We start from the raw sequence: 8,255 nt of genomic DNA on the forward strand, positions 1-8,255 counted from the left end.
TTTTGTTGCTCTAATGACGTTTTTTCTTTGGGGTGGTGAGTGGCAAGTGGGGTTAGAACCCCACTTGCCACTCACGACCTCCGCGCGAAGATGCGCAAAGTTCCCAAATCAGTCACTTTAAGCTGGGGAAGTGTCCTTTGTGGACATGCAGGACCGCGCTGGCCTTCTTCGGCAAGCTCGCTCCCGCCAGCCAGGCCATCGCCCCACGTCCGACTTACCCCTCAATAACCGTCGTTACCACTCACGAGTGCCGTAGGCTGGAGACATCGGGGTAGAAACGTGCTCGCCGTACTGAGCACGCGCATACGCGAGATCGCATGATCCGTCACTCCTTCACCGTGAAGGAGTACGTGATGCGTGTCCAAAGCCCCTCACTGGCCGCGAAATGGCCCGCCCTGGCCGGGCTCTCGGCCGTGTTCCTGTTCGAGATGCTCGACAATTCGATCCTCAACGTCGCGTTGCCGACCATCGGCCGTGAGCTCTCCGCCTCGACGACCACCCTGCAATGGGTCACCGGCGCGTATTCCGTCGTGTTCGGTGGCCTGATGCTGGCGTTCGGCGCCCTGGCCGACCGGGTGGGCAGGCGCAAGATCATGCTCACCGGTCTCGTCCTGCTCGGCGTCGCGAGCCTGGCCACGGTGTTCGTCACCGCCGCGTGGCAGCTCATCGCCGTCCGGGCGCTCATGGGCGTCGCGGCCGCGATGACGACACCGGGATCGCTCGCGCTCGCGTTCCGCCTCTTCGACGAGGACGTGCTGCGCGTCCGCGCGACCACACTGATCTCGACGGTCGGCCTGATCGGCCTCGCCGTCGGTCCCACCGCGGGCGGGCTCGCGCTCGCCGTCGCGCCGTGGCAGGCGTTGCTGCTGGTGAACGTGCCGGTCGCCGCGCTCGCGTTCGTCGGCATCCGGACCGGTATCCCCGCCGACGATCCCGCCGGCCTGCACCGCGAACCAATCGACGTCGCGGGCGCCGTCCTCGGCACCGCGACGATCGTTCTCGCCCTGCTCGCCCCCACGTTCTTCGTCGAAGCGGGCACCGCCTCGGCTCTGCCCTGGGGTGTCGCCGCGGCCGCGCTCCTCGCCGGAACCTGCTTCGTCGTCCGCGAGAAGACCGCCCGGCACCCTCTGCTCGACCTGGAACTCGTCGCCCGGCCGCTCGTGTCCAGCGGCCTGGCGCTGAAGGCCGCTGCCGCGTTGGCGACCGCCGGGCTGAGCTATCTCGTGACGCTGCACCTCCAGTTCGGCCTGGGCTGGACGCCCGCCGAAGCGGCGCTCGGGATGCTGCCGCAGGTCGTCGTCCTCATCGCAGGCGGCGCCCTCATCACTCCACTGATCACCCGCGTCGGGATGACCAAGGCGGCCTGGCTCAGCGCCGCCGCCGTCGTGTGCGGACTCGCCGTCTACACCGTGTTCGGCGGGCTCGGCTACGTCTGGATCGCCGTCGCGCTCGCGCTCGTCGCGGCGGGGATGCGCGTGGTCGGCGTCGTCGCGGGCACCAACGTCATGCGGGGCCTGCCCTCGACCCGGACCACCATCGGCGTCGCGCTCGTCGACACCGCCGGCGAAGTCACCACCGGGATCGGCATCGCGCTCAGCGGCACCATCCTGGCACTGGTCTTCCCCGGAACGCTGACCGCGGCTCTGCACTCGGCCGACTTCCTGAACGCGACCACCTACGCGGGCCTCGCCCTCACGGTGCTGTCCGCGGCGCTGGTCGGCTTCGGCATCCTGCGCGGCCGCCGCCCCGAATAGCCGTGAAGGCCTCCTTACCTACCCTCAAGGTAGGGAAGGAGGCCTTCACGGACCTACCGGAGGACTACAGCTTCGCGCACTGCCCGGCGGCCGGGCCGCGGACGGTGTTCCGCAGGTCGTAGTCCGTCGGAGCGGGGGAGTTGGCCGCGCACGCCAGAGGTCCGCCGATCGTGCTGGAGGTCAGCACCGGCCCCTGGTTACCCGTCAACGCCACCGGCCCGCCGATCTCGGTCAGCTCGATCGAGACCGGCCCGGTCGTTCCGGTGATCGCCACCGGGCCGCCCACCTTCGTCCGGTCCAGCACGACCTGCGCCGCACCGTTCGCGGTCACCGGCCCGGAGATCGAGCCGCCGCGCACGATCAGGCTCGCGCCCGCCGACACCGACACCGGACCGGACACCGTCGCACCGTCCACACAGGTCACCCCGTTCCGCACGGTCAGCGGGCCCTTGCGGTCACCCGTGATCGTCTGGGTGCACGCCGCGTCGGGCTTGCCCAGCACCTCGAACTCCGACAGCGACGCCTCGCCGCCCGTGGTCGCGGTGACCTCGAGCCGGTAGTAGGCGTAATGCGCCGGGTTCGCGATCTTGAACGCCCTGGTCTGCTGCCGCCACGCGAACTTCTGGTCCGTCCGCTGATCCGCGACCGCCCACGTCTTCCCGTCGTAGGAGCCCTTCAGCACCCAGCTCTTCGCGTCGCCCGCGCCCTTGCCCGAAGTCAGCGTGTAGAACGAACCCGCCTCGTTCGTCGAGGGCACCTGGTACTGGATCGGCGCCTTGACCTTCGCCTCGGTCCGCGAAGTGTTGTCGAAGAACGCGGCGTCCCCACCGGAAACCGGCTTGGTCAGGTCGTGCACCGGCGTCGGCACCGCGTCGCCCTTGGTGATCGACTTCGGCGCGTCGTCCGGGCCGGTGCCCCACGACGACGGGTTCGGGCCCATGTCGAAGTCGAGCGTCCCGCCGTTCGCGATCGCCGAATGCGCCAGCGACGTCGAGGTCTGGGCCTTGCCGTTCACCTTCAGGCCCTGCACGTAGACGTTCTTCGCGCTGTTCTTCGGCGCGTTGACCACGATCTTCTTGCCACCCGGCAGATTCACGGTCGCCTTGGTGAACAGCGGCGAGCCGATCGCGTAGTCCGAGCTGCCGACCTGCAGCGGGTAGAAGCCCAGCATGCCGAACAGCCACCACGCCGACTGCTCGCCGTTGTCCTCGTCACCTCCGTAGCCCTGGCCGAGCTCGCTGCCGACGTACAACCTGGCCAGTGCCTCGCGGACCTTCGCCTGCGTCTTCGACGGCTGACCCGCGTAGTCGTACATGTAGAGCGTGTGGTGCGCGGCCTGGTTCGAATGCGCGTACATGCCCATCCGCACGTCCCGCGCTTCGGTCATCTCGTGGATGACCCCGGGGTAAGTGCCGAATTTGAGGCCCTGCTCGGGTTTGGCGAAGAATTCGTCCAATTTGGACGCCAGCCCCGCCTTGCCGCCGTAGAGGTTCGCCAGGCCCTGCCCGTCCTGCGGAACCGAGAACCGCATGCCGTACGCGTTGGTCTCGGTGTAGTCGATACCCCAGACCTCGGGGTCGAACTGCTCCTTGCTCCGGGTGAACTTGCCCGCCGCGTCACGGCCCTGGAAGAAGCCGACACTCGGGTCGAACACGTTCACGTACTGCGTGGCCCGCTCGGTGAAGTACCCGTAGTTGTCCAGGTACTCCTGCTTGCGCGGGTCGTTCGCCGGAGCCTCGTCGTAGAGCTTCTTCGACATGTTCGCGATGGCGTTGTCGTTGACATAGCCCTCGATCGCCCACGAGAACCCGTGGTCCGCGGTGTTCGGCGCGTACCCGAGGAACGTGCCCTCGTCGATGCCCTTCCGGCCGACCGCACCGTTCGGCGGGGTCACCGTGGCGTTCTTGATCGCCGAGTCGTAGGCCGACTGGACGTCGAAACCCTTGACTCCCTTGAGATAGGCATCCGCGAACGCGGCGTCCGAGCTGGTGCCGGTCATCAGATCCGCGTAACCGGGGGAGGACCACCGCGAGATCCAGCCGCCGTCACGGTACTGCTGCACGAAACCGTCGACCAGCTTGCCGGTGGTCTCCGGGCTGAGCAGCGAATACGCCGACCACACCGTGCGGTATGTGTCCCAGAACCCGTTGTTGACGTAGAACTCGCCGTCGACCAGTTTCGCCCCGGTCTGGGTCGGAGTGTCCTGACCGGCCTTGGGCGACACCGGGCTCGCGTACTTCTTCACCGGCTTCTCGACCGTGCCGACGTTCTCGAAGCCCGAGTTCGGGTACAGGAACAGGCGGTACAGGTTGGAGTACAGCGTGATCAGCTGGTCCTTCGAAGCCCCTTCGACCTCGACGACCTTGAGCTTCTGGTCCCACGCGTTCTGCGCGGCGTCGGCGACGGACTCCAGCGTCGCGTTCGGGGCGAGCTCCTGCTCCATGTTCTTCTTCGCCTGATCGACGCTGATCAGCGAGGTCGCGATCCGCATGTTCACCGTCTTGTCGGCGCCCGCGTCGAACTTCAGGTAGCCGAGGACGTTGTCCCGCTTCTGGTCACCCGAACCGGTGGACAGCTTCGAACCGGCGGTCACCGGCTTGTCGAAGGTGGCGTAGACGAACATCCGGCTCGCCCCGGCCGACAGCCCGCTCTTCACGTCGCTGTAGCCGGTGATCGCCCGGCCCGCCGGGTCGAGGGTGAGCCCGCCGTTGTTGTTGACGTTGTCGAAGATCAGGTTCGAGTCGGCACCGGGGAACTTGAAGCGGTACAGCGCCGCGTGATCGGTCGGCGCGACCTCGGTCTTGATCCCGTTCTCGAAGTCGACGCCGTAGTAGTGCGCCCGAGCCGTCTCGTTGGAGTGCTTGAACGGCAGCTTCCGCGCCTCGCGGTCCGGGTTCGGCACACCGCTCGCGGTCGAGGGCAGGAACTGGAAGGTCTGCCGGTCGGCCATCCACGGGCTCGGCGCGTGGCTCGCGGAGAACGCCTGCAGCGCCGGGAGGTTCTGCTCGTTGTTGCGCGAGTGGTAGGAGTACATCCAGCTCAACGTGCCCGCGTCGGTCGTCGGGATCCAGAAGTTGAACCCGTGCGGAACCGCGGTGGCGGGCATGTTGTTGCCGCGCGAGAACGAGCCGTTCGACAGCGAACCGCGCGTGGTCAGCACGTTGTCGGACGGGCGCAGGCTCGCCGGCGGCGTCGGAGTCGCCGAGACCTTGATGTCGTCCAGCCAGCCCTGCAGCGAACCCGGCCCGTCGGCGTTGTCGTAGCCGACCAGGATCCGGTCGATCGTCTTGCCCTTAGCGACGACGCCGATCTGGGAGCGCACGAGATTCCACTGGTTGGTGTAAAGCACCTTGCTCGCGCCCTGGCCCTGCGGTGAAAGGCCGAACCCGTACTGGTCGACGGCGCCGAGCTGGCTCAGGTAGGTGCCGTCGGTGAACGCCAGGTCCACCGCGACGTTCGTGCTCGGGTACTTGAGGTCACCGCGGATGAACTCCGGCTGCACCTTGTACGACAGCTCCGAGGTCGCCGCGACCGGGATGTCGACGTCGAAGATCTTGTTGTACGACCAGCCGTGCCCCTGCGCCTTGTGGCTGCCGGAGTAGCGGAACGCGCGCAGGCCGGTGAAGCCGACCCGGTTCTTGCTGGTGTAGCCGCTGCCCGGGCCGCTGTCGGTGAAGCTGCGCATGTTCGGCAGCGCCGGCGGGGCCGGGTCCTCGTTCGCGAGCAGCAGCTCCGAGAGCTGCATGATCGAGCCACCGTTGTTCTTGGTGACGTCGAGCCGGAAGTACTTGTACGCGGCGCTCGCGGCGGCGAGGCGGTACTCCTTCGTCTGGAACGGCTCGCTGAACTTCTGCCCGGTCTGCTTGTCCAGGTCGGTCCAGGACTTCCCGTCGGCGGAACCCTGCAGCGTCCAGTCCTGCGGGTTGCGGTTGTCGAAGTCGTTCGCCGAGGACAGCGCGTACCGGGTGATCGACGTCGGCTCGGACAGCGTGACCTGCGCCCAGCCGGTCGGGGTCCAGGCCAGCCACTTGGTGTCGGTCGAACCGTCGACCAGGTTCGACACCCCCTCGTTCGGGGTGTTCTCGCTGTTGGCGGAGACCTCGGTGACCTTGCCGCGGATGTCACCGGGGATGGTGGTGGCGTTCGCGCCATCGACACCGAAGGCCTTCGGCTTGCCCGACGGGTCGACGTCGACGGTGTCGCTCCACGTCGGCTCCGGCTCGCCTTGTTCGAACGAGGAGTAGAAGTCCGCTGGGGCCTCTTCGGCCGCGGCGGTGACAGGGAGGGCTACCAGCCCGGACGCCACGACCGTGGCACTCAGAAGGCTGCAGACCCAAGGTCTGACGCTTCGGGGCATCGTTGCACCAATGCTTTCTCGCAGGGGACCGGTGACGCCAAGAGAGAAAAGCTCGGCTGTGACATCGATGTCAAGACACCCGGACAAACCTGGCCCGAACTGGACAACCCGGATGCCCCCAAACCTGGTGGACAACGGACGGGAGCGGGGCCAGGGTGGATGAGCCAACTCAAGCCGATCCGAAACTGGGGTGGGGAAATGCGGCGGTTGTCCATGCTCGGCGTGGCAGCGCTCATCACGGCAGGCTCGATACTCACGGCTCCGGCGGCCACCGCCGGCGAAACGACCTACCGCCCGGCGCGCACCTGCGCCGAACTCGTGCGGACCTACGACGTTCCCGGCGCGGTCACGCACGTCAAGACCGCGACCGTGGTGCCGGCGACGGCGACCGAACCGGAGAACTGCGACGTCCGCGGCTACGTCGAACCGGCGGTGCAGTTCCAGCTTCGGCTGCCGACCAAGACCTACGCGGGCCGGTACCTGCAATTCGGCTGCGGCGGGTTCTGCGGCGTGGTCAACACGCCGCCGTTCGCCGACTGCGGTCTCCCGCACGGCGGCGATGTCGCGGTCGCGGCCACCGACGACGGTCACGTCGGCAAGACCCCTTCGGTGGTCGACGACGGCAAGTGGGCCGAAAACGACCAGGCCGCCCGCGACGACTTCGCGTTCCGTGCGCCGCACGTGGTCTCGAAGGCTTCCAAGCGGCTGATCACGGCGTTCTACGGCGCTCCGCCGAAGAAGTCCTACTTCAGCGGCTGCTCCGACGGCGGTCGCGAGGCGTTGCTGCTGGCGCAGCGCTATCCGCACGACTTCGACGGCATCGTCGCGGGCGCACCGGCCGGATACTGGGGGCCGCTGCTCGGCGTCTATCAGACCTGGCTCGCCAAGGTGAACACCGGCGCCGACGGCAAGCCGATCCTGACCGCCGACAAACTCCCGGCGTTGCACGCCGCCGCACTGTCCTCGTGCGACAAGTCCGACGGGCTCGGCGACGGCGCCATCGACGATCCGCGCACCTGCCGCTTCGACCCGGCCACGATCGCCTGCCCGGCGGGCACCGACAACGCGGGCTGCCTCACCGCGGCGCAGGTGGAAGCCACGAAGAAGATCTACGCGCCGCCGACCGACGAACGCGGCCGCAAACTGTACCCGGGCGGCCAGACCGTCGGCTCCGAGCTCTCGTGGTACGGCTGGATCATCCCGTCGCCGGAAACCGGCGGAATCCCCTTCGCACAGGCACTCGCCGACAACTACCTGAAGTACATGGCCTACCCGATCGGCACTCCGCATTCGTCGGTCGAGAAGTTCGCGTTCACCTCTCGTGAATTCGACAGGCTGACCCCGGAAGGCGTCCGCTCCAACGCGATGTCGACGGACCTGCGCGAATTCCGTCGTGCGGGCGGGAAACTCGTGATCTGGCACGGCTGGGCGGATCAGGCGATCCCCGCCGCGGGCAGCGTCGACTACTACGAGCGGCTCACCCGCGCCAACGGCGGCCCCGCCGCGACGCGGGACTGGGCCCGGCTGTTCATGGTCCCGGCGCTGTACCACTGCGCGACCGGCGACAAGCTGACCGAGTACGACCCGCTGAAGGAACTCGTCTCCTGGGTCGAGCGCGGCACCGCGCCGGACCGTACGATCGCCACCGGACGCGACGCCAACGGCAAGGTCTTCCGCACGCGACCGGTGTTCCCGTATCCGCTGCAGGCCAAGTACGACGGCACAGGAAGCGTCGACGATGCCGCGAACTTCGCGCCCGTCCCGCCTTCGCGGCCCTCGCAGGATCTTGTGAACTGGGCCGGGAACGGGCTGTACGGAAAGGCAGGCCCGGTCGCTCCGTAGAGGGGGGCACGTCTCGTGAGTGGTAAGGACGGTTAGAAAGGGGTAAGTCAAATATGGCGTGCCGCGCACCCTTTGCGGCCTGGGTCCGCGCTGACCGACGAGGGCCGACCGCGCGGTGAATGTCCACAGAGGACACGCTTCGGGCTGCCAGCGTCCGCTTTGGGTAGTCTGCACGGTTCCGCGAGTGAGTCGTGAGTGGCAAAGAGGGTTCTATTTTGAGGGGTAAGTCAAACGTGGCATGGTCGGTACGGGTGGGTCGTGGGGTGGGGGGGGGGGGGGTGGGGGAGAAAGAGCACACACCC

General features: G+C 67.7%; 3 protein-coding genes. 2 read left to right on the forward strand and 1 reads right to left on the reverse strand.

What is annotated here, in order from left to right:
• Positions 1–353 precede the first annotated feature (353 nt).
• The gene (locus ACIRGA_RS28750) at positions 354–1,754 is read left to right on the forward strand and encodes an MFS transporter (RefSeq protein ID WP_400946553.1); all 1,401 of its coding nucleotides are present in this window, start codon (positions 354–356) and stop codon (positions 1,752–1,754) included.
• A gap of 64 nt (positions 1,755–1,818) precedes the next feature.
• On the opposite strand, the gene ACIRGA_RS28755 is transcribed toward ACIRGA_RS28750, so the two are convergent.
• Positions 1,819–6,111, reverse strand: coding sequence for a GH92 family glycosyl hydrolase (locus ACIRGA_RS28755; RefSeq protein WP_400946556.1), 4,293 nt, complete (start codon positions 6,109–6,111; stop codon positions 1,819–1,821).
• A gap of 198 nt (positions 6,112–6,309) precedes the next feature.
• On the opposite strand from ACIRGA_RS28755, the gene ACIRGA_RS28760 reads away from it, so the two are divergent.
• On the forward strand, positions 6,310–7,953 hold the full coding sequence (locus ACIRGA_RS28760; protein ID WP_400946559.1) for a tannase/feruloyl esterase family alpha/beta hydrolase: 1,644 nt from the start codon (positions 6,310–6,312) through the stop codon (positions 7,951–7,953).
• Positions 7,954–8,255 lie beyond the last annotated feature (302 nt).

The sequence above is a fragment of the Amycolatopsis sp. NPDC102389 genome, from assembly GCF_044765885.1.
In the GTDB taxonomy this organism is placed as follows: domain Bacteria; phylum Actinomycetota; class Actinomycetes; order Mycobacteriales; family Pseudonocardiaceae; genus Amycolatopsis.